Here is a 21332-nt window from a genome sequence, read left to right on the forward strand (position 1 = left end):
CGACGGTGGGCGGCGGAGCGGACGAAAAAAGCTGATGCTATGATGAAACCAACCGACCCCTCTACCCCATGCGCATCGTCCTGATCACCGGCATCTCCGGCTCCGGCAAGTCTGTTGCGTTGAACGCGCTCGAAGACGCAGGCTACTACTGCGTCGACAACCTGCCGCCACGCTTTCTGCCTGAACTCGCGACCTACCTCACCGCCGGCGGCCACGACCGCCTCGCCGTCGCAATCGACGCCCGTTCGAGCGCGTCGCTTGACGAAATGCCCGAAATGATCCGCGACCTGTCGCGCGAACACGACGTGCGCGTGCTGTTTCTGAACGCAAGCACGCAGTCGTTGATCCAGCGCTTTTCGGAGACGCGCCGGCGCCACCCGCTGTCCGGTTCAACCGCGCATGATGCGGATGTCGGCCTGCTCAACTCGCTCGCCGAAGCGATCGAGCGCGAGCGCGAACTGGTCGCCGATCTGGTCGAATTCGGGCACCAGATCGACACCAGCAATCTGCGCGCGAACACGCTTCGCGCGTGGGTCAAACGTTTCATCGAACAGGAACACACCGGCCTCGTGCTGATGTTCGAATCGTTCGGGTTCAAGCGCGGCGTGCCGCTCGACGCCGATTTCGTGTTCGATGTACGCACGCTGCCGAACCCGTATTACGATCATCTATTGCGGCCGCTTACCGGTCTCGATCAACCCGTCATCGATTTCCTCGACGCACTGCCCGTCGTGCATCAAATGATCGACGATATCGAGGCGTTTCTCGTCAAATGGCTGCCGCATTTTCGCGACGACAACCGCAGCTATCTGACTGTTGCCATCGGCTGCACGGGCGGACAGCACCGCTCGGTGTTCATCGCGGAGACGCTTGCCGCGCGTCTGAAGGATCATGCGAACGTGATCGTGCGGCATCGAGACGCACCGATCGACGTCGAACAGTCGTCGAAGCTGGTGGCTTAGTCGGCCGCGCGTGCGCGGCCTTAACCGAAGCGTTGCGCCATGTCATCTACCTCGCCCGTGATTGCCGATGTGCCGCTTTTCCCACTGCACACGGTGCTCTTTCCCGATGGGCTTCTGCCCTTGAAGATCTTCGAAGCGCGCTATCTCGACATGGCGCGAGACTGCCTGCGCGATCAATCGCCGTTCGGCGTGTGCCTTCTGAAAAGCGGCGGCGAGGTCGCGAAGCCGGATGAACCGTCGGTGCCCGAGTCGGTTGGGTGCCTGGCGGACATCGATCAATGTGACGTCGACGAATTCGGCATGCTGCTGATTCGCGCGCGCGGCACACAGCGCTTCAGGCTGCTGTCGTACCGGGTCGAACCGAGCGGCTTGCTGGTCGGCATGGCCGAGCCGCTGGGCGAAGACGTGCCACTCGAAGGACAGACGCATCTCGCGAAGTTCGGCGCGTGTGCGGAAGTGCTCGAACGGATCATCGCGAGCATCCGCGAACGCGATCCGGACAGCCTGCCGTTCAACGAACCGTTTCGGCTCGACGATCCGTCGTGGGTATCCAACCGATTGTCGGAAGTCCTGCCTATTGCACTGCGCTCGCGGCAAAAGCTGATGGAACTGCTAGATGCGGGCGCGCGCATCGATGTCGTGCATCACTATATGCAGCAGCACCAGTTGCTTTAGCGATTGCGTAGTGGGCTGCAACGCGGGCTGCAACGCGGGCGCGCTGCGAAACAACCCGGCGCTACAGCAGCGAACCCTGCAGACCGTCAAGCAGCTTTCGCACGGGCGCCGGCACGCCATACGCATCGATGTCGCTCAATGCGACCCACGCCGTCTCGCCATCCGCGAGCGCCGCGTGCGCACCGGCAACGCGATTCAACTCGACGATGCGCGGTTCGATGTCGAGCCGAAAGTGCGTAAACGTATGCGTGAGCGGCGCGAGCGGCGACACCGCCGCGCTTGCGCCAAGCGCGCGCGCGCGTTGCGCGAGCGCGGCTTCATCGGCGGCCTCCGGCAAACTCCACAAGCCGCCCCAGATGCCCGACGGCGGGCGTTTTTCCAGCATCACGGAATTGCCGTCGCGTAACACCAGCATCCAGGTACGCCGTGTCGGCACCGCCTTCTTCGGCCGCGCAGCCGGCAGTTCGCGCTGGCGTCCGGTCACGTTCGCCACACAATCCGCCGCGAACGGGCAGCGTGCGCAGTCGGGCCTGCCGCGTACGCACAGCGTCGCCCCCAGATCCATCAGACCTTGCGTATAGGCGACGACTGCTTCATTTGTCGCGTTCGATGGCAGCAACGACTCGGCGAGCACCCACATCGCATTCTCGACGCGCTTCTCGCCCGGAAAGCCTTCGACGCCGAACACACGCGCGAGCACGCGCTTTACATTGCCGTCGAGAATCGTCGCGCGCGCACCGAAAGCGAACGACGCAATCGCCGCCGCCGTCGACCGGCCAATACCCGGCAATTCGGCAAGCGCCTCGACGGACGCGGGAAACACACCGCCATGCTGCTCGACGACCCCCTGCGCGCAGCGATGCAGATTGCGCGCGCGCGAGTAGTAACCGAGCCCGGCCCACAACGCCATCACATCGTCGGCCGGCGCCGCGGCGAGCGACGCAACGTCTGGAAAGCGCGCAAGAAATCGCGTGTAGTACGGGATGACCGTCGACACCTGAGTCTGCTGCAGCATGATCTCGGACAGCCAGATCCGGTACGCGTCGCGGGTGTTCTGCCACGGCAGGTCATGACGGCCGTGCTGGCGCTGCCATGCGATCAAGCGCACAGAGAAATCGGTCAAAGCGGGTATCGTGGGTAGAACGGACATTGAACAATCAGCGCTGGCAGGTCGGACAATAGTAAGTGGAACGCTGCCCTTGCACGATTTGCCTGATCGGCGTTCCGCATACCCGGCACGGCAGCCCCGCGCGATCATAGACGAAATAATCGAGTTGGAAGTAGCCGCTTTCACCATCGCTGCCGACGAAGTCACGCAATGTGCTGCCGCCTTTTTCGATGGCGGCGGCAAGCGTGACGCGTACCGCATCCGCAAGGAGTTCGTAACGCACAAGCGACACGCGGCCCGCCTGTGTGGTCGGCCGGATCCCCGCGCGAAAAAGGCTTTCGGAGGCGTAAATGTTGCCCACGCCGACTACAATTTCACCAGCGAGCAACGCCTGCTTCACCGATACGGTCCGCCCACGCGTTTTGCGGTGCAAAAGCTTACCCGAGAACGCCGGTGCGAACGGTTCGATGCCCAGTCCGGCAAGCAGCGGATGTTCGAGCACGTCGCCGTCCGCACGCGCGTGCCAGAGCACCGCACCGAAGCGGCGCGGGTCGCGAAAGCGCAAAATAAAATCGTCGAAGATCCAGTCGACATGGTCGTGCTTCGCAGCCGCCGGCGGATGCGGCACATTGCGCAGCACGCGCAACGTCCCCGTCATACCGAGGTGCACGATGAACCAACCCTCGTCTATCTCGAACAGCAAATACTTGCCTCGCCGCTCGACGTTCTTCACGAGCTGGCCGCGCAGCATGCGCGGCAGATCCGCCGGAATCGGCCAGCGCAACGCGGGGGTGCGCACCTCCATCCGCTCGACCCGGTGCCCGGCCACATAAGGCTCGATCCCGCGGCGGGTGACTTCGACTTCTGGCAACTCTGGCATGTCTAACAGGTCTGCAACTTGCGTTGTTGGTTATGCGCGTATTGTAGCGAGCGCGTTACAATCGACCGAAACATTGAACGGATTTCCATGAACCTGTCCTTCGTAAAGCTCTTTCTGAAGCGTCCGGCCGACGCCGGCCGCGAGCCCCACGGCGAGGCGAACACTTTGCCGCGCGGAGCCTTCGCGCGCCGTCTGGTGGGTGCCGCAGCGCTGGCCGCATGGACGTTCGGCGCGCTGCCCGCGCATGCGCAGGACCCGTCTCCCGATACAGATGACAATTCAGTTTCGGTGCAAGATGCGTTCGGCACAGACGCCGATGAGCAAAAAAATCTTCCCGATGTGCCGCTGACGAGTCAGATCGTATTCCAGGTGCTCGCTGCGGAAGTCGCGCTGCAGCGGAACCAGCCGGCCCCCGCTTACCAGACCTACCTGGCGCTCGCGCGCGACACGCATGATCCGCGGATGGCGCAGCGCGCAACCGAAATCGCGCTCGCCGCACAAAGTCCGACGGACGCGCTGGCGGCCGCCCAATTGTGGCAGCAGTACGCACCGGGCTCGGAGCGCGCGGCGCAGCTTGATGCGTCGCTGCTCGTGCTGTCCGGCAAACCTGATGAGGCAGCGCCGCTGCTCGCAAGCGAGCTCGCGAAGATCAAGCCGGAAAATCGCGGCGCTGGAATCCTTTCGCTGCAGTTGCTGATCTCGCGCGGCCCGAACCGCGTGGGCGGCCTGCACGTGCTGCAGGATTTGTTGAAGAACGACATGAACCGGCCCGAAGCACAGCTGGCGATCGCGCGCCAGCAACTGCTCGCCGACGACCCGCCGGGCGCGCGCAAGTCGCTCGAACAGGCGCTCGCGCTGAAGCCGGATTTCCTGCCGGCCGCGTTGACGCTCGCGCAGATGGGCCCCGAGGAGCGCCAGGAAGGGATCGCGTCGCTCGAGAAGTACGTACAGCAGAATCCCAAGTCGCATGACGCCCGCCTCGCGCTGGCGCAAATGTACCTTGCAAGCGACCGTCTCGACGACGCGCAAAAGCAGTTCGAAATCATGCACAAGGACAACGCGAACGACCTCACGCCGCTGATGGCGCTCGCATTGATCAAGATTCAGCAGAAGCACTTCCCCGAAGCGCAGACCTACCTGACGCAATACGCGCAGCAAGCCGAGAAGACGCAAGGCGCCGACCCGGGCCAGGCCTACATCTATCTCGCGCAGCTGGCGCTCGAGCAGAAGAACGAATCGGCCGCCGCCGGCTATCTCGACAAGATCCCGCAGAGCAGCCAGCAATACATCCCGGCGCAGATCACGCGCGCGCAACTGCTTGAGAAACAAGGCAAGCCGGACGATGCGCGCAAGCTGCTGGCCGGCATTCATCCGCTGGACCCGCGCGACCAGGCCCTGCTCGCGCGCACCGACGCGGCAATTTTGTTCGACGCGAAGCGCTATCCGGAAGCCGAAGCGCGGTTGCAGCAAGCGGTGGACGACTTCCCCGATGATCCCGATCTCACGTACGACTACGCAATGGCGGCCGAGAAGACGGGCCATTACGACGTGATGGAAACGCAGTTGCGCAAGCTGATGCAAACCCAGCCGGATAACGCACAGGCTTATAACGCGCTCGGCTATTCGCTCGCGGATCGCAACCAGCGCCTGCAGGAAGCGGACAAGCTGGTCGAGAAGGCATCGGCCCTCGCGCCTAACGACGCGTTCATCATGGATAGCGTGGGCTGGGTCAAATATCGTCTGGGCGACACGTCCGATGCGATCAAGATCCTGCGCAAGGCGTACGATCTGCAGCCGAACGCGGAAATCGGCGCACACCTGGGCGAAGTGCTGTGGAAGAGCGGCGATCAGGAACAGGCGCGCGCTGCGTGGCGCGAAGCGCGCAAGCTCGAACCGGATAACGACACGCTCCTCAAGACGCTCAAGCGCTTTCAGGTGAACGACCTCTGATGCATTTTTTCGCGCCGCTTCACCGCCATCTCATCCGGTTTTTCCGCAGCACCCGGGCGCCGCGCCGCGCGGCGCCCATTCTTACGACTCTTGCAACCGCTGCGCTCGTCGCGCTTGCCGGTTGCGCGAGCGTCAAGCCGCAAGGTCCGTCCACCTCGAATGCAACCACGTCCGTCACTGCGCAGACCACGCGCGCCTATCACGGGCGCTTCGCGGTGCAGTACGTCGACCCGTACGGCCGTCAGCAAAACGCGTACGGGAATTTCGACTGGCGTGAGACCGGCGACACCGTTACCGTGCAACTACGCAATCCGCTTGGCCAGACGATGGCGATCGTGACGTCGTCGCCGTCTTCGGCGACGCTCGAGTTGCCGAACCGCCAGCCGCTCACCGCCGACAACGTCTCGACGCTGATGCAAAACGCGATGGGCTTCGCGTTGCCGGTCGAAGGTCTGCGCTACTGGCTGCAGCCATCGGTCGCACCGACTTCGCAAGCGCGCACGGTTCCCGATCCCGAAGATCCGGCGCGGCCGAAGGAGATCGAGCAGGACGGCTGGACAATCGACTATCTCGCGTACGCGGACGCACCCGCAACCGGCGTAAAACGCTTGAATCTGAACCGCGAGCAACCGCCGCTCGGCATCAAGCTTGTGATTGACCAATAAAATAGCGCGTCGCCACCCACTTACGCGCTACATCCCGGACTCATGACCGACACGAACGATTCGCTGCGCGATTGCCTCGCTCCCGCGAAGCTCAATCTTTTCCTGCACATCACCGGCCGCCGGCCGGATGGTTACCACACGCTGCAGACGGTGTTCCAGTTGCTCGATTGGGGTGACCGCCTGCATTTCACGCGGCGTGCGGACGGCCGCATCGAGCGCCTGACTGACGTGCCGGATGTACCGGCCGAGCACGACCTGACGGTGCGCGCGGCAAAGCTGCTCAAGAAGCACACGGGCACCACGGAGGGCGTCGACATCGAGATCGACAAGCGTCTGCCGATGGGTGCGGGTCTCGGCGGCGGCAGTTCGGATGCGGCCACCACGCTGCTCGCACTAAACCGGCTATGGCGAGTGAATCTGTCGCGTGCCGAACTGCAATCGCTGGCGCTGCGCCTGGGCGCCGACGTGCCGTTCTTCGTGTTCGGAAAAAATGCATTCGCCGAGGGTGTCGGCGAGGCGCTTCAGACGGTAGAATTGCCGCCGCGTTATTTCCTCGTGGTGAAGCCGGAAGTTCACGTCCCGACGGCGGCGATTTTCTCTGAAAAATCGTTGACAAGGAATTCCGAACCCATCACAATTACGGACTTTCTTACACAGCAAAGCCGCAGCGCAGAATGGCCCGACGGGTTCGGCCGGAATGACATGCAGCAAGTTGTCGTGGGAAAATACGCGGAAGTTGCGCAAGTGTTGCGGTGGTTCGAAACCTTATCGAATAGCATCGCGCCAGCGCGGATGACCGGGTCGGGCGCAAGCGTTTTTGCAGCATACCGCAGCATCGGCGAAGCACAGGCGGCTCAAGCCGCATTGCCGGGCGGATGGATTAGCGCAGTAACGGCAAGCCTCGATACGCATCCACTCTTTGGCTTCGCGTCATGAGTTTCGCAACGTCGAATGTTCCTACACATCCGGCGGTGTTCAAAGTTAGTGTAGGGGAGTCGCCAAGTTGGTTAAGGCACCGGATTTTGATTCCGGCATGCGAGGGTTCGAGTCCTTCCTCCCCTGCCAAAATTTCTCGCAGTTCCTCGCCTCCCACAGCCTGAAGCAGGTGCATGATGAGCAGCCATGACGGCCTGATGGTTTTTACTGGCAACGCGAATCCGGCGCTTGCACAGGAAGTCGTCAAGATTCTCGGTATTCCCCTCGGCAAAGCAATGGTCAGCCGCTTCTCGGACGGCGAGATCCAGGTCGAGATTCAGGAGAACGTGCGAGGCAAGGATGTGTTTGTCCTGCAATCCACCTGCGCGCCGACGAACGACAACCTGATGGAACTGATGATCATGGTCGATGCGTTGAAGCGCGCTTCCGCCGGCCGGATCACCGCTGCGATCCCTTATTTCGGCTACGCGCGCCAGGATCGTCGCCCGCGCTCGGCACGCGTCGCGATCTCCGCGAAGGTCGTCGCCAACATGCTGGAAATTGCCGGCGTCGAGCGGATCATCACGATGGATCTGCACGCGGACCAGATTCAAGGCTTCTTCGACATCCCCGTCGATAACATCTACGCCACGCCTGTGTTGCTCGGCGATCTGCGCAAGCAGAATCACGAGAACCTGCTGGTAGTGTCGCCGGACGTGGGTGGTGTGGTGCGCGCACGAGCACTCGCGAAGCAGCTGAACTGCGATCTTGCGATCATCGACAAGCGCCGTCCGAAGGCGAACGTCGCGGAAGTGATGAACATAATCGGCGAAGTCGAAGGCCGCACTTGCGTGATCATGGACGACATGGTTGATACGGCCGGCACGTTGTGCAAAGCCGCGCAAGTGTTGAAGGAACGCGGCGCGAAGAAGGTGTTCGCATATGCGACGCACCCGGTGCTGTCGGGCGGTGCCGGCGAACGCATCGCCGCATCGGCGCTCGATGAAGTGGTCGTCACCGACACCATTCCGCTGGGTGAAGAAGCGCGTTCGTGCGCGAAGATCCGTGCGCTGTCGAGCGCAGGGTTGCTTGCCGAGACCTTCTCGCGCATCCGTCGCGGCGACTCGGTGATGTCGCTGTTCGCGGAGAGCTGAACCCAATTTGCGAAGCTGCCGCGCTAATGTGAGCGCGGCAGCTTCGCACAATCGGCATGAACGAACGAAGGTTCATGCCGTCGAGTCCGATGCCTCACGCCGGCAATAAGCAACATCGCGGCAATGAGGTCCTTTTTACTGCCTGGTCGCGGGCAGTTGTATTGGAGAAGCAAATGAAAGTCATCGCTTTCGAGCGTAATCTGCATGGTACGGGTGCGAGCCGCCGCCTGCGTAACTCGGGCAAGACCCCGGGTATCGTGTATGGCGCAAGCAGCGAACCGCAACTGATCGAAATCGATCACAACGCGCTGTGGCACGCACTGAAGAAGGAAGTGTTCCACTCGTCAATTCTCGACCTGGAAGTGGCCGGCAAGTCGCAGCAGGTTCTGCTGCGCGACGTGCAATACCACCCGTTCCGTCAGCTCGTGCTGCACGTGGATTTCCAGCGCGTCGACCCGAACACGAAGCTGCACACGAAGGTGCCGCTGCACTTCATGAATCAGGAAACCAACCCGGCCGTGAAGCTGTCGGGCGCGGTGATCTCGCACGTCGTGAACGAAATCGAAGTCGAGTGTCTGCCGGCCGCACTGCCGGAGTTCCTCGAAGTCGATCTGGCGAAGATCGAAGCGGGTCAAACGATGCACGCGAATGACATCGTGCTGCCGGCAGGTGTCTCGCTGACCGCGCACATCGTGTCGGAAAACCCGGTGATCGCGTCCGCGACGATCCCGGCTGGCGCCGTTGCAGATGAAGCGACCGATGCGTCGTCGGCCGCTGGTGAAGGCGCAGCTACGCCGGCCGCCTGAGTGGGCGACTGAGCCGCATTGCGCGAGCTATCCTCTCGATCCGTTTCAATGAAACGGTCGACGTGACCCGCCGAGGTTCGCCCCGGCGGGTTTTTTTTCGCGGGTTTCTCTGCGAAGCTGATGGTTCTGTTACCGCAAGTTCTGTTACCGATTACCAGGCTAACCACCGGCTGCCGGAACGTCCGGATAGCCGCCTATCCTCGACAACATGATCAAGCTGATCGTTGGGCTCGGCAATCCGGGCGCCGAATATTCCGCGACGCGGCACAACGCCGGCTTCTGGCTCGTCGATCAACTCGCGCGCGAAGCCGGCGCGATATTGCGCGACGAACGGCGCTTTCACGGGTTCTATGCGAAGGCGCGTCTGCACGGCGAAGAGGTGCATCTGCTCGAGCCGCAAACGTATATGAACCGTTCTGGCCAATCGGTCGTCGCCCTCGCGCACTTCTTCAAGATCCTGCCGGACCAGATTCTCGTCGCGCACGATGAGCTCGATCTGCCGCCGGGCACCGTCAAGCTGAAGCTCGGCGGCGGCAGCGGCGGCCACAACGGGCTAAAGGACATCTCCGCGCATCTGACCACGCCTCAATACTGGCGCTTGCGTATTGGCATCGGTCACCCGCGCGACCTGATTCCGGAAACCGCGCGTGCCGGCGCGAAACCCGATGTCGCGAACTTCGTATTGAAGCCACCGCGCAAGGAAGAGCAGGATGTCATCGATGCGTCGATCGAGCGAGCGCTCGCGGTGATGCCGCAAGTCGTCAAAGGCGAACTCGAACGCGCGATGATGCAATTGCATCGCAACGGTTAGTGCACGACGCGCATCCCACGAACCCACGTGGTCGCGCGATGCACATGATGATTGAGGAGGCCCGCTTGAGCCGCTACTGGAGCGACATCGTTCACCGCCTGACGCCGTATGTTCCCGGCGAGCAACCCGCGCTCGCGCATCCGGTGAAGCTGAATACCAATGAGAATCCGTACCCGCCATCGCCCGCGGTTCAAGCGGCGATTCACGATGAGCTCGGCGGTACGGGCGAGTCGTTGCGGCGCTATCCGGACCCCACCGCACGCAAGCTGCGCGAGACGGTTGCCGCCTATCACGGGCTCGCCGTCGAGCAGGTGTTTGCTGGCAACGGCTCTGATGAAGTGCTCGCGATGGCGTTCCAGGCGCTGCTCAAGCACGATCGCCCGCTGCTGTTTCCGGACATTACCTATAGCTTCTATCCGACGTATGCACGGCTGTACGACATCGACTATCGTACCGTACCGCTCGACGATGCATTTGTGATCCGTATCGACAATTACTCGGTGCCGAACGGCGGCATCGTGATACCGAATCCGAATGCGCCGACCGGTCATGCATTGCCGCTCGCCGAGATCGAACAGATCGTCGCCGCCAATCCGGACTCGGTTGTCGTGATCGATGAAGCGTACGTCGACTTCGGCGCGCAATCCGCGATCTCGCTGATCGGCCGATATCCGAATCTGTTGGTCGTGCAAACGGTATCGAAGTCGCGTTCGCTCGCGGGCATGCGCGTCGGCTTCGCGTTCGGCGACGCCGCCTTGATCGACGCGCTGGTGCGCGTGAAGGACAGCTTCAACTCGTATCCGCTCGATCGCATCGCACAGGTCGCCGTCACCGCTGCCTATACGGACGACGCATGGTTCCGCGACAGTTGCGCGAAGGTGATCGCAAGCCGCGAACGGCTGTCAGCAGGATTGACCGCGCTCGGCTTTGATGTCGTGCCATCGGCGGCGAACTTCGTGTTTGCGCGCCACGATGGTTACGATGCCGCGGCGCTCAGTGCCAAGCTTAGGGAAAGGGAAATTTTCGTACGTCACTTCAGGTTGCCGCGTATCGATCAGCATTTGCGCATCACAATTGGGACCGATGCCGAATGTGACACGCTGCTCGCCGCGTTGCACGCGTTGCTTGACGGTGAAGGCCGTTAGCAGCGCGTTCCGCGTGACGCGGCGACAGGACTCAAGCGCTCAAGCGCCCTTCGCCGCCTGCAGCGCGCGGTACTTGACCATCAACTGTTCCGGCGTTTCCGCGTGCTGCGGGTCACGTGGAATGCACTCGACCGGACACACCTGCTGACATTGCGGCTCGTCGAAATGACCGACGCACTCGGTGCACTTCTTCGGGTCGATCACGTAGATTTCCGGGCCCATTGAGATCGCGTCATTCGGGCACTCGGGCTCGCAGACGTCGCAGTTGATGCACTCGTCGGTAATCATCAGGGCCATGCTGCCACCCACTTCTCTGGAAACAACAACATATTATAGCTTTCCAGCCTTCCGCGCGGACGTGCTGTAGCGACGCGATCGAGTTACAGCGGCATGGTGACGAGTGAGACGACGAGCGGCAGCACGCTCGAAAGGAAATTGAAGATCGCTTCTCTCGTCAGGCCGGGGCTTGAATGCACGCCCGACGCTCTTGTCGACCGGCTTTGCCGCGTTGTTGTTAAATCAACCCTTGTACGGCCATGCGGGTATGCGCCTCTGGCGTTTGGTCGTTTCAAGCAGTGACACCGTGAGGCTCGCCGTCTCGCCGGACACCCTGGGCGGTGGGTCGCCGTGCCCGACGCCGTTGACGCGCTCAACCGACGCTACCCTGCGCGCGGTGAGCGACAGCGCGGTCGCCGCAGCGGCGAACACATAAAAATTCGATCCGAGGTTGAACATCGTGCCGGCGATCGAACACATGATCAGCGCTGCGAACATGCTCTGCCGCATCGCATGGCAGACCATGCGATTAAGCAGCGGCGCCTGCGTCGGGATCCGCGCGGCGAGGCAGTTCCACGCGAACACGCCGAACAGCACGCCCCCGGCAAAGCCGAGGTTCGAAAGCAGCGCGAGGACAAAGCTGGAGGTCCGCGCGCTACCGAGCCCGATGCCAAAGCCATAGGTATCGATGATATTGGTGAGCGCCTGCTGGTTCCATGCGCCGCGTTCGCGCCCCGAATCGCTGTCAGCCTTGGCAAGAACCGTATCGCTGAAAAAGTTGGTCACCGATTCGAGAAGGCCCGGTTTGAATACCAGGCTGAACAGCAGCGCAAGGATCGCGAGACACCCCACGGTGGCGAACAAATACCCTTTTCTCGCGCGGCTTCGCGGGGAAATCCGGTCGTCACGGCTGCACACCAGCACCATCAGGTACGCGGCCATTCCGACATACGCGGTGGTCGAGGTGGACAACATGATCAGCACGGCCGACGCGAAGGCAATCAGGCCGGTGACGCGCGGTCGGTAACCGAACAGCCACATGTTGGCCGTAAACGCGAACAGTTGCATCGTGAAACCGGCAAACGTGGATGCCTCGGTGAATGTCCCGGTAATACGCCGAAGCCCGCCCACCTCTTCGCCGTCGTGAACCGTGTAGCCCGCAGTCTTGATCCAGCTCAGCGCGTTCACGCCGGCGGCGCCCGACACCATATCGACGACACCCGCGAGCACGTTCAACCCGGCGAGCACGAGCATGGCTTGCGCCAGATGCCGGTAGCCATCCTTCCTCGCGAGAAAAATCGTCATGCAGCAGTAAATCGCCACGTCGCTGACGAAATACACGGACTGCGTGAGGTTGCCGGACACCGGGGCAAGCGGTACGGGCCCCACCGCGTTGGGATCGGCGGCGTCGTGGCTGATCGCGAACACGTTGGTCGCGCCCGCGAACGCGCGCGGCAGGAACCACGCGCCCACCAGCGCCACGATGGTCAGGCACAGCAGCGGAAAACCCGGGCTGCCGGGCGCCAGCGGCCGCCACAATCCCGCCGGGCCGCCCATGTTGAACGCGCGGATGAAAAGGAAAATCAGAAACAGCGTTTCGGGAGGAATGGCCATGCCACCCAATGCCGGCAGCGCAAGCGTGGCCGCGCACGAGAACAGCCAACTTACGATGAGAATGTAAACGGTCCAGCGGGAATCGACGTTCAGCGCGAGCACGCCCAACACGAGCACGATCACGGCGAATACCTGAATTTCCATGTTTGTCGATCCTTCGTAGACGCTATCCCCGGTAATCGTTTATATCGCCGGCCGGGTCCGGCTGCCATCTGGATTAATCACTGTTGGTGCGTTGCATAACAAAGCGCTCGCCCCAAAAGAACCGCATGATGCAACACGCGCTTTGCATGCCATCCGGTCGAACGAAATACGACGGAAAAAAAAGAATGGCGGTGAGCCGTCTGGTTTCGATGGCGGCGTGATCAATCGCGCCTTTCCTGATGAAAGGCGACGGGGTACTACGCTGGCCGCCTGAGCTGCAAAAGCGTGTCCGAACAACCGGAGCTGTCACATGCGCTGGAGTTCGCGTTCACGTCCGAAGGGCACGGAACGTATCGTCCGGGCTGAAAGATCGACAGCAGGTAATCCCTCATGCCCGGGTCGAAAATCGGCTGATACACGGTTGCAGGCAACCCTCCGCCAGAACCGAACGAAAACGCGACGGGAAACGACCCGTCGAGGTAACGCTTGAGGTCCCCGCGCGTTGCGAATGACGTGAAATCGATCACGCACGCATGGGCATGACGACCAGCGACGGCCTTCCTGAAATCCGCCACGCTGTCGGGCTTCGAGTACGGGCCCGTACGAATCTCGACGACCGCTGCATGTCCCGGATAGTAGAGACGCGCTTCATCATCCACGGTCTCGGCGACGCGGGGCGGCCGCCGCAATGTCACGATCAGGTCGGCGTCCGTCGCGGGGCTGTGATAGCGCTGCAACGCGGCAACCGGTGACGTATACCCGTTTGCCAGCGCTTCCTTCAGCATCGGCAGCAATGCCCCGCCCGAATACGCGACCGCGTCGGACAGGGCCGCCAGCACGGCGAGCAGGCCGTAGATCAGCGCCGCCCGGGCCGGCATCCTGGACGTCGGGATGCGGGTCCGCAAGCCGACCAGCCCAGCGACGACAAACGTCAGCCCATAGCTGAGCGTTCGGGGGTCATACAGGTCGTACTGGGTCCGCAAACGTAGACAGAACGCAAGCAGCAGAAAGCCCGCGCCCATGAAGGCCAGCAACCGTGCTTCGGGCGCGTCTGATTCGCCCGCGCTTCCGTCCTTCGATCGCTCCAACCAATATTTCCGGGTCAGCCACAACAGCACCGACACCGAAACGCCCAGAATCACCACTTCCTTCGCGAATTGCCGAACGAATCGGAACACCAGGAAACCGGGCGTCTCCGGCGCGGGGAGGCGCGGCATGCCCGTGGCCATGCCGGTCAGCACCGTATTGAACTTCAGGTAAGCCGCGAAGAACAGCGCCGCGACGACAAACGCGGGCAATGTCCTGAGCGCGGTGCGCCAGCCATACGCTAGCCACACGCACAAAAATACCACCCCCGCGAAAGGCGCGAAAAAGTAGCGCGACGACACACCCACGAGCAGGAAGAACGTCAGCAGTGCGATTGCGCCATAGGGATAGGGCGCGTCGCGCCGATGCGCGCGCGAGAGCGCGAACAAGGTTCCGCAACAGGCGAGCAGAAACAGATTCTCGGACCACGTGTACAGAAACAGGCCGATCGTGAACGGGTTGACGATCACGAACGTGGGCACCAGCGCGTTGCGGAACGTGCCTCTGAGCAACACGAATGCGAAGAACAGCAGGATCACGTTCGTGACCTTGCTGCTCAGCATCAGACTCGCCATGTCGGCGGAAGGCGCGGTCAGCGCGAGTGCAAGCGGATAACCGCACGGAAACATCGCGAAATACGAGCCGGCGATGGAACACCCTTCCCCGCGCTTGATCGATTGCGCGAGTAGCAGGTAGTTCCACGAGTCGTGCGTCAGGAAGCCGAATGCCGCCGCGAACGCCGCGCCCGAAGCCAGCACGACGAATATCGCCAGCATGTACGCGGATTTCGTCGAGTACCAGCATGCTCTGGACTTTTCGTCCAGCGGTCGCGAGTCCAGTTGAGCCGTTCGCATCGTTGCGTGAATCTCCAGTTTTGGCGACTCGTTTATATCGCACGCGCAGCATGAATTTAGTGCGACGGAGCACATTCCCCGGCAACGCCTTGCGCGATGCACGCGCGCGGCTTCGGGTACTACGTTCGCCATCCCACAGACCGGCGACGTGCCCGCTTCTACAGTCGCTCGCATCGACCGCGTTCGCGGCGCGGGCCGCACGGGCTTGCGCGGTTCGCGTGCTGGCACGGGATCGTCATGCGTTTTTCGCGCGAACGGACTTGCGGCCGGCACACGACGCAGCACGCGAAGCCGGTCACGGTCATCGGGAGACTCCGGAAATGCCAGCTTCCAGTCCACGCACTCGCATGCCGATCGCGCCCGCCGTTTCCGTTTCGCTGGATCTGCTGCGCTTCGCGCTTGCGGTGATCGTCGCGATCGTGCACCTGACGCAGCGCTATTTTCAGAATGCGTGGCCGGACCTGACTAGCGTCGGGATCGTCGCGGTCGGCGGCTTCTTCGTGCTGAGCGGCTATACGATCCGCTCGTTCTCACCGTCCGTCGCCGAATTCGACGCGCGCCGCTTTTTCATCGACCGTGCGACACGACTCCTGTCCGTGACGCTGCTCGCACTCGTGGCGACGCTCGCGCTCGACACGTATTCATCCACCGTCGCGCCCGCATGGTACAACCACAATTGGGGGGCGCAGGCGGACCATCCGGTGCTGCGCATCGCGGCAAATGTACTGCTCCTGAACCAGGTGTGGAGCCTCGACGTGTCGCCGCTGTCAAACTCTCCGTTCTGGAGCCTTTGCTACGAGGCGGGTTTCTACGCGATCTGGGGCGCGCTGCTCTTTTGCAGACGCACCGGCCGCACACTGCTGATCCCAATCGCGGTCGCGCTGCTGTACGGGCCTAATGTGATCGTGATGCTGCCGTTCTGGCTGACGGGCGTGCTGATCCACGACCGGTTCGTGACGCCGCCGTCGCGGCGCGGCGCGATTGTCGCGCTGCTCGTATCGCTGATGGCTGCACTGGCGATAGCGGCGTCATACAAGCGGATGAGTCCCGCGCTGAACCGGGGGCTCGATGCGATCTTCCTGCCGATCGGCTGCCCGCACCACGTGCAGGCAACGCTCATCGGCGGCTGCCTGCTGTTCGTGTGCGTGCTCGTTGCGCTGTTTGCCGCGCTTGCGCTCGCGGGACCGCGGCTGCATCCCGGCGCGCGGCTCGTCGCGTTCGCACGCAAGCTCGGCGACGCGACGTTTCCGCTGTATCTGCTGCATTTTCCGCTGCTCGTCGCCATCGGTGCGACACGCCAGGGACAGCCTTTGTCGACTGCCGGCAAGCTGATCGTGCTTGTTGTGCTCATCGCGCTCGCGTTCGCGGTCGTGCCGCTCGGGCATCGCCTGAAGAATGCGATGCGTGCACTGGCGAAACGCGACGCGACGACTGCGCCGGTGCGCGGCGTCGCCGGCGCGGACGACGTGATTCGCTGACGCGCCGCGCGCCGGCGCCTAGGTGGCTTTGCCGGGCAATGGCCGGCAAAGCAATCTACGCCCTTCGCTCGTCAATCGGAAATGCTTGAAAGTCTGTCTGGACAGTGCACTTCAAAATTAATCAGGAACGCAAATTGATGCACGCGTCGATAACCCCCAGGGCCATACCTGACTCACCACGCGCCGGCCGGCGGCAGCTCGACGCACCACCGGCTTCATCTTGCGTAAAGGGAATAGTTTGCGCGTGTTACGGCTGGTTCGCCTGCTGCGCCTGGTTTGCTGCGACTTTATCCTGCAGGCGCTTTTCCACCGACGGAAACACGAACTTGCTGACATCGCCGCCCAGTTGCGCGATCTCCCGCACGATCGTCCCCGAAATGAACTGGTACTGATCGGACGGCGTCATAAACATGGTCTCGACGTCCGGCAGCAGATAGCGGTTCATGCCCGCCATCTGGAACTCGTACTCGAAATCCGACACCGCGCGCAAACCGCGCACGATCACCCGGGCGTTATTGCTGCGCACGAAGTCCTTCAGCAACCCCTTGAAGCTCGCGACCTGCACGTTGGGGTAGTGGCCAAGCACCTCTCGCGCGATATCCAGGCGTTCGTCCAGCGTGAAGAACGGCCTTTTGTTGCGGCTGTCGGCGACGCCCACCACCAGCGTGTCGAAGATGCTCGACGCACGGCGCACGAGGTCTTCATGACCGCGCGTCAGCGGATCGAACGTTCCCGGGTACACGGCGACTACCATGGACTTCTCCTCTCTTCCGTCAAACTAAAAGTGCGCCGTGCCGGCGCCACGCCGCGATGCGATTCACCCGCAAGGCGCGACTCCCGGCTGCAGCGCGTGACGGCCGTTATCCGGCACTTGTAATGGAACGCGCATTATTCATCATTTTCGCGTTGCAGCAAATGATAATGGACCGCGCCGGCCTTACCCTGCCGGACGATCGTCCATCCTGCGAGCGCCGGTATCGGTTCGATGTCGAGCGCAGCGCCCGCTTCGACATACAGCAACCCGCCTGCCGCGACGAGCGGCGCCGCAAGTTCGAGCGCGCGGTCGAGCAGGTTCTCGCCGAACGGCGGATCGAGGAAAACCACGTCGAACGAACCGGGGGCAAGGCCTGCGGCAAGCCGTAGCGCGTCCGCCTCGGCGACTTCGATCGCGCGCGCGGCGAGTTTCGCCTGGTTTGCCCGCAGTTGTGCGGCGGCGCGCGCGTTGCGCTCGACCATCAGCACGCGCGCGGCGCCGCGCGACGCGGCTTCGAAACCGAGTGCGCCGCTCCCGGCAAAGAGATCGAGACAACGCTGACCGTCAAGACGCTGGCCAAGCCAGTTGAAGAGGGTTCCGCGTACACGGTCAGGCGTCGGTCGTAGACCATCGAGGTCGATAACCGGCAGCGGCGTGCGCTTCCAGTCACCGCCAATGATGCGGATCGTATGTGCGTAGCCGCGTCCGGGCGGCGGCGCGCTGCGCGCGCGGGATGAGGAAAGACGGGACATGTCAATCGGCGTAGCTGAACGGATACGGGCGGCGCACTGCGCGCCGCCCGGAGCGCCCACGTTACCACACGGGTGGCCGACGTCTCGCCGCGCCGCGAGTGCGGGCGACGCCTGATAAAATGTCAGCCTTGCGCTTGCGGCTTCCACGCAACCTGCCCGCAGTTTCCCCATTCGTGACCTTCGCGCTGTGGCCTTTGTCGTTATGGCCCGCATTTAAGCTTTGCGACCTTCGCCGGCAAAACCCGGCGCGTCTCTTCAACACGCCAGCACATGTTCAGTTTTCTAAAACGATTCAGGGGTTCCAAGACGTCCGACAATGCGCAGACCGAGTCGCCGGATGTCGCGGACGTGGCGCCGGATGCGCCCGCCGAAACGCCAGTGGCCGATGCGCCTGCCACTTCGTCGCGCGCCGACCGCACGCCCCCCGAGACACAGCAGCCGCTGCGCCCGGTGGCGCCGCAGCCCGTGCCCACACCCGCACCACCTGCAGCGGAGGCATCGCCTGCCACGCCGGCATTCGCACCTGAGCCGATTAATTCAGCCGCTGCGCCGCGCGCCGAATCGCAGCCGCAGGCTAGCTCGCCGCCGCCAGCGCCGTTCCGGCCGGCACCACCCGTCGCACGCGAACCGCAGCCTGTGCAGCGTCCCACCAGCCCAGCCGCGCTTGAGCCCGCAGCATCCGACACCTTCGAAACCGTCGAAATCGTTCCCCCGCCGACGCCCGAGCCTGCCGCGAAGCGCTCGTGGCTGTCGCGTCTGAAGAGCGGCCTCTCGAAGACGAGTTCGAGCATCACCGGCATTTTCGTCGGCACGAAAATCGACGAAGACCTGTACGAAGAGCTCGAAACCGCGCTGCTGATGTCCGACGCGGGCGTCGACGCAACCGAGTTCCTGCTCGAGTCGCTGCGCGAGAAAGTCCGCAATGAGCGGCTCACCGACCCGCAGCAGGTGAAAGCCGCACTGCGCGAGTTGCTGGTCGGCCTGCTGAAGCCACTGGAAAAATCGTTGATGCTCGGCCGCGACCAGCCGCTCGTGATGATGATCGCCGGCGTGAACGGCGCCGGCAAAACCACCAGCATCGGCAAGCTTGCGAAACATCTGCAGCGCTTCGATCAGTCGGTGCTGCTTGCCGCCGGCGATACGTTCCGCGCCGCCGCGCGCGAGCAGCTCGCGATCTGGGGCGAACGCAACAACGTGACCGTTGTGTCGCAGGAAAGCGGGGACCCGGCCGCGGTTATTTTCGACGCGGTGGGCGCCGCGCGCGCGCGCAAGATCGACGTGCTGATGGCCGATACGGCAGGACGCCTGCCGACGCAGTTGCATCTGATGGAAGAGCTGCGCAAGGTCAAACGCGTGATCGGCAAAGCGCTTGAAGGCGCGCCGCACGAAGTGCTGCTCGTGATCGACGCGAATACCGGTCAGAACGCGCTCTCGCAGGTGAAGTCGTTCGACGACGCGCTAGGCCTCACCGGCCTGATCGTGACGAAACTCGACGGCACCGCGAAGGGCGGTATTCTCGCTGCGATTGCGCGGCAGAGGCCCGTACCGGTGTATTTCATCGGGATCGGCGAAAAAGTCGAGGATTTGCAGCCGTTTAGCGCCGAGGAATTCTCCGACGCGCTGCTCGGCGGCTAATCGCGCGGCGCGCCGTCTCTCCGCGCCTTCACTCCGCGTCAGGCTGCGCGCCCGGCGCCGCGTCCGCGAACGCGCTCAACTGGTTCGCCTGGTCGTAAATAGCGCGGATCGTCGGAAACCCGCTCATATCGACGTTGAACCGATCCGCGTTGAACACCTGCGGGATCAGGCAAGCATCGGCAACGGTCGGCGTATCGCCGAAACAGAACGCCCCACTACGACGGCTGGCGACCAGATGCTCTTCGAGCGCCTTGAAGCCCGCGCTGATCCAGTGCTGATACCACGCATTTTTCACGTCATCGCTCGCGCCGACCGTGTGCTTCAGATACTTCAGCACGCGCAGGTTGTCGAGCGGATGGATTTCACACGCAACTTGCAGCGCGATGCCACGAATGTATGCGCGTTCAGCGGGCGACCCCGGCAGCAGCGGCGGCTGCGGATGCGTCTCCTCAAGATACTCGATGATCGCCAGCGACTGCTGCAGCACCTTGCCGTCGTCGACGAGCGTCGGCACCACCGCATCGTGATTCAGCTCCCGGTACGCGCCGGCGAACTGCTCGCCGCCGTTGCGCAGCAGATGCACCGGCAGATAGTCGTACGGCAGCTGCTTGAGATTGAGCGCAATGCGCACGCGATACGCGGCGGAACTACGAAAGTAGCTGTACAGCTTCATCGATATGTCTCCCCCAGTCCGCAGACGATGCGCGACCCGGTCTGTTCGCGACCCGGCTGAACCGGGCTTTTTCTCGCAATCCGACTACGTCTGAATGCGCAGTTAAACCACGCGCACACTGAACTCGCCCAGTCCGTCGACGCCCCCCTTCATCAGATCGCCCTTCGCGACCGCGCCAACCCCTTCCGGCGTGCCGGTGAAGATCAGATCGCCCGGCTGCAGTTCGAATAGCGTCGACAGATACGCGATCGTCTCCGCGACCGACCAGATCAATTGCGATACATCCGAGCGCTGTTTTTCCGCGCCATTCACCGACAGCCAGATCGCGCCCTTGCCGATATGACCCACTTTCGACACCGGATGAATCGGCCCGAGCGGCGCCGAATAGTCGAAGCCCTTCGCGGTGTCCCACGGGCGGCCGAGCTTTTTCGCTTCCGCCTGCAAATCGCGGCGCGTCATGTCGAGGCCGAGCGCGTAACCGTACACGTGATCGAGCGCGCTATCGACAGAAATGTCCTTACCTGCCTTGCCGATCGCCGCGACCATTTCCATTTCGAAGTGCAAGTTGCCCGTTTGCGGCGGGTACGGCAATTCGCCCGTTGCACCCGGCGCGACATACAACACCGCATCGGACGGCTTGCAGAAGAAGAACGGCGGCTCGCGATTCGGGTCGTGCCCCATCTCGCGCGCATGCGCCTCGTAGTTGCGCCCGACGCAGTAGATGCGACGCACCGCGAACTGATCGCTCGATCCGGCCACCGGCACGCCGACAACCGGCGCCGGCGTAAAGACGTAACCCATTCCGTTCTCCGTCAAATATGAAACCGCGTGCGCGGCAGGTGAAATCTCAAAACAGCGAGTTTAACGCGCTGATATATCGCGCGCTTGACGCTTGCCCGCTCGCGCGGGAGTCGGTTGCTCCGGTGGATCGCGGCGGGCGTTCATGGGCGCGGACATGAGGCGAACCGCGCACCGTGCGATACTCAAGCTATTCC

At 62.8% G+C, this 21332-nt stretch carries 20 protein-coding genes and 1 tRNA gene; 12 read left to right on the forward strand and 9 right to left on the reverse strand.

What is annotated here, in order from left to right:
• Positions 1-68 precede the first annotated feature (68 nt).
• Together rapZ and HV796_RS25960 are read left to right on the forward strand one after the other, a co-directional pair.
• A complete protein-coding gene (rapZ, locus tag HV796_RS25955) occupies positions 69-962 on the forward strand; it encodes an RNase adapter RapZ (RefSeq protein ID WP_175229361.1) in 894 nt (297 codons plus the stop codon).
• A gap of 39 nt (positions 963-1001) precedes the next feature.
• Positions 1002-1637 carry an LON peptidase substrate-binding domain-containing protein gene (locus HV796_RS25960; RefSeq protein ID WP_175229362.1) on the forward strand — a complete coding sequence of 212 codons (636 nt, stop codon included), beginning with the start codon at positions 1002-1004 and terminating at the stop codon, positions 1635-1637.
• Positions 1638-1698: 61 nt separating this feature from the next.
• Here the strand turns inward: HV796_RS25960 and mutY are convergent, their stop codons facing one another.
• Both mutY and mutM read right to left on the reverse strand, forming a co-directional pair.
• Entirely contained in the window at positions 1699-2787 is a 1089-nt protein-coding gene (gene mutY, locus HV796_RS25965) for an A/G-specific adenine glycosylase (protein ID WP_175229363.1), read from the reverse strand.
• A 7-nt stretch (positions 2788-2794) separates the two neighbouring features.
• Positions 2795-3625, reverse strand: a complete 831-nt coding sequence (gene mutM / locus HV796_RS25970; RefSeq protein ID WP_175229364.1) for a bifunctional DNA-formamidopyrimidine glycosylase/DNA-(apurinic or apyrimidinic site) lyase — start codon at positions 3623-3625, stop codon at positions 2795-2797.
• A gap of 87 nt (positions 3626-3712) precedes the next feature.
• Here mutM and HV796_RS25975 point away from each other — a divergent pair, with 87 nt between their 5' ends.
• The 8 genes from HV796_RS25975 (at position 3713) to hisC (ending at position 11071) form a co-directional block, all read left to right on the forward strand.
• Entirely contained in the window at positions 3713-5575 is a 1863-nt protein-coding gene (locus HV796_RS25975; protein WP_175229365.1) for a tetratricopeptide repeat protein, read from the forward strand.
• Positions 5575-6240, forward strand: a complete 666-nt coding sequence (gene lolB / locus HV796_RS25980; protein WP_175229366.1) for a lipoprotein insertase outer membrane protein LolB — start codon at positions 5575-5577, stop codon at positions 6238-6240. The genes HV796_RS25975 and lolB overlap by 1 nt, the downstream gene beginning before the upstream one ends.
• A 42-nt stretch (positions 6241-6282) precedes the next feature.
• Positions 6283-7176, forward strand: a complete 894-nt coding sequence (gene ispE, locus HV796_RS25985; protein WP_175229367.1) for a 4-(cytidine 5'-diphospho)-2-C-methyl-D-erythritol kinase — start codon at positions 6283-6285, stop codon at positions 7174-7176.
• Positions 7177-7228: 52 nt separating this feature from the next.
• Positions 7229-7305 (forward strand) — tRNA-Gln (locus HV796_RS25990).
• 47 nt (positions 7306-7352) lie between these two features.
• Positions 7353-8309: a ribose-phosphate pyrophosphokinase gene (locus tag HV796_RS25995; RefSeq protein ID WP_175229426.1), complete on the forward strand. Its 957-nt coding sequence runs from the start codon at positions 7353-7355 to the stop codon at positions 8307-8309.
• A gap of 173 nt (positions 8310-8482) precedes the next feature.
• Positions 8483-9115 carry a 50S ribosomal protein L25/general stress protein Ctc gene (locus tag HV796_RS26000; protein ID WP_175229368.1) on the forward strand — a complete coding sequence of 211 codons (633 nt, stop codon included), beginning with the start codon at positions 8483-8485 and terminating at the stop codon, positions 9113-9115.
• Between the two features lie 208 nt (positions 9116-9323).
• Positions 9324-9926 (forward strand): aminoacyl-tRNA hydrolase, encoded by a 603-nt coding sequence (gene pth, locus HV796_RS26005; RefSeq protein WP_175229369.1) that lies wholly within the window; start codon positions 9324-9326, stop codon positions 9924-9926.
• A gap of 65 nt (positions 9927-9991) precedes the next feature.
• Entirely contained in the window at positions 9992-11071 is a 1080-nt protein-coding gene (gene hisC / locus HV796_RS26010) for a histidinol-phosphate transaminase (protein WP_175229370.1), read from the forward strand.
• Positions 11072-11110: 39 nt separating this feature from the next.
• Here hisC and HV796_RS26015 read toward each other — a convergent pair whose 3' ends face one another.
• From HV796_RS26015 to HV796_RS26025, 3 genes are all read right to left on the reverse strand, one after another.
• The gene (locus HV796_RS26015) at positions 11111-11368 is read right to left on the reverse strand and encodes a YfhL family 4Fe-4S dicluster ferredoxin (protein WP_175229371.1); all 258 of its coding nucleotides are present in this window, start codon (positions 11366-11368) and stop codon (positions 11111-11113) included.
• 222 nt (positions 11369-11590) lie between these two features.
• The gene (locus tag HV796_RS26020; RefSeq protein ID WP_175229372.1) at positions 11591-13105 is read right to left on the reverse strand and encodes an O-antigen ligase family protein; all 1515 of its coding nucleotides are present in this window, start codon (positions 13103-13105) and stop codon (positions 11591-11593) included.
• A 257-nt stretch (positions 13106-13362) separates the two neighbouring features.
• Positions 13363-15045 (reverse strand): hypothetical protein, encoded by a 1683-nt coding sequence (locus HV796_RS26025; RefSeq protein WP_175229373.1) that lies wholly within the window; start codon positions 15043-15045, stop codon positions 13363-13365.
• 347 nt (positions 15046-15392) lie between these two features.
• Between HV796_RS26025 and HV796_RS26030 the strand changes: the two genes are divergently transcribed.
• Positions 15393-16523, forward strand: coding sequence for an acyltransferase family protein (locus tag HV796_RS26030; protein WP_175229374.1), 1131 nt, complete (start codon positions 15393-15395; stop codon positions 16521-16523).
• Between the two features lie 247 nt (positions 16524-16770).
• Here HV796_RS26030 and coaD read toward each other — a convergent pair whose 3' ends face one another.
• Positions 16771-17277: a pantetheine-phosphate adenylyltransferase gene (gene coaD, locus HV796_RS26035; protein ID WP_175229375.1), complete on the reverse strand. Its 507-nt coding sequence runs from the start codon at positions 17275-17277 to the stop codon at positions 16771-16773.
• Positions 17278-17411: 134 nt separating this feature from the next.
• Entirely contained in the window at positions 17412-18029 is a 618-nt protein-coding gene (rsmD, locus tag HV796_RS26040; RefSeq protein WP_175229376.1) for a 16S rRNA (guanine(966)-N(2))-methyltransferase RsmD, read from the reverse strand.
• A gap of 270 nt (positions 18030-18299) precedes the next feature.
• Here rsmD and ftsY point away from each other — a divergent pair, with 270 nt between their 5' ends.
• Entirely contained in the window at positions 18300-19664 is a 1365-nt protein-coding gene (gene ftsY / locus HV796_RS26045) for a signal recognition particle-docking protein FtsY (protein ID WP_246356040.1), read from the forward strand.
• Positions 19665-19692: 28 nt separating this feature from the next.
• On the opposite strand, the gene maiA is transcribed toward ftsY, so the two are convergent.
• Together maiA and HV796_RS26055 are read right to left on the reverse strand one after the other, a co-directional pair.
• A complete protein-coding gene (gene maiA, locus HV796_RS26050) occupies positions 19693-20337 on the reverse strand; it encodes a maleylacetoacetate isomerase (RefSeq protein ID WP_175229377.1) in 645 nt (214 codons plus the stop codon).
• A gap of 102 nt (positions 20338-20439) precedes the next feature.
• Positions 20440-21138, reverse strand: a complete 699-nt coding sequence (locus tag HV796_RS26055) for a fumarylacetoacetate hydrolase family protein (RefSeq protein WP_175229378.1) — start codon at positions 21136-21138, stop codon at positions 20440-20442.
• Positions 21139-21332 lie beyond the last annotated feature (194 nt).

It is taken from the genome of Paraburkholderia humisilvae, assembly GCF_902859855.1.
Classification (GTDB): domain Bacteria; phylum Pseudomonadota; class Gammaproteobacteria; order Burkholderiales; family Burkholderiaceae; genus Paraburkholderia; species Paraburkholderia humisilvae.